Source organism: Rhizobium sp. EC-SD404, assembly GCF_902498825.1.
Lineage (GTDB): Bacteria > Pseudomonadota > Alphaproteobacteria > Rhizobiales > Rhizobiaceae > Georhizobium.
This window is the reverse complement of the sequence record NZ_LR701455.1, coordinates 1-1,029: the sequence shown is the minus strand read 5'-3', so window position 1 is coordinate 1,029 and position 1,029 is coordinate 1. Positions and strand designations below refer to the sequence as shown.

Sequence of the window (1,029 nt, the reverse complement as noted above, 5' to 3'; positions counted from 1 at the left end):
CGAGCGTGACTGGCAATGCAAAGGCTGCAAAGATCGCAAAGTTGCCGCTTCGATCGTTCCGGAATTGCTTGAGCATTGCTGTTCCCCCATAAATAAGAAACAGCACTCTGGCGCTTAAATTCTGTGCAATCGCTTAACTTCAGGAGCCGTTAGCCGCTGAAGTTACATGTGGTAAAGTTTTCGTGAGCGCATTAAACATTGCTTGCTGCGGCCGCAGAGATGGCGGCCGCAGCTTCAGCGTGAATTTTTCAGATGGACATCGCAGGCTTGGTAACGCACTGGCTGAACCTGTGAGCTTCGTTCAGGCCCGACGGTCAAAGGCATCAAAGGAAGATTGGCAGACGCCGCTGCGCGATGAACAGCGGAAACGTCATGATTACCGACTACGACAACGACCTGTTCTTGTCGTCTCGGTGTCGCCATCGTCATACGCGATGCCGATCGTTTCACCACCCAATGAGGAGATGGTTCCTGGATACCATTCCCCTTGACCCTGGAAGTTACATTCAACCCTCATTCCGATCATCCAATCATAAGGACGAACAGCGTTGAGAGCGACAGTTTCTCGATCTCCATCGTCGTACTGGACCGTGACCTGGCCCTTTCCGATGCTTTCGACGACACCAGGGAACCAATAGCCGGCGCCCTGGTAGTTGCCCAATACCCAATCCCCAGCAGTTTGCGCACCGGCAGAAGTCGCACAGATAGCGACGATTGCGGCTGCGACCCACGATTTAGTTTGCATCGATGTCTTCTCCGAGAGTTGAGCCTCTCTTGCCTGCCCAACAGTTGAGCAGAACGGTCAACAGCTATCGGGAATCGCTAAATTAGCCAATATCGTCTCAACCGTAGTTGAACGAGAAATTGGCCTGTTGGGCTAGAGCAGTCAGGCGCTCCTGGCTGTGCTTCTGCCGGTGAGGATGAGGCTGATTTCGTGTGCCGTCACCGGCCGCGAAAACAGGAATCCTTGCAAGTCGTCGCAGCCCATCTGCTTTAAATGTGATTGCTGTTCAGCTGTCTCGACGCCCT

At 53.4% G+C, this 1,029-nt stretch carries 1 protein-coding gene; it reads right to left on the bottom strand.

Features of this window, described 5'->3' with window-relative positions:
* Positions 1 to 376: 376 nt before the first annotated feature.
* Positions 377 to 745: a tudor domain-containing protein gene (locus GC125_RS00455; RefSeq protein WP_151983234.1), complete on the bottom strand. Its 369-nt coding sequence runs from the start codon at positions 743 to 745 to the stop codon at positions 377 to 379.
* Positions 746 to 1,029 lie beyond the last annotated feature (284 nt).

Coding starts and splice junctions, on each gene's coding strand:
- GC125_RS00455 (WP_151983234.1), bottom strand. CDS start 745: ATGCAAACTAAATCGTGGGTCGCAGCCGCAATCGTCGCTATCTGTGCG.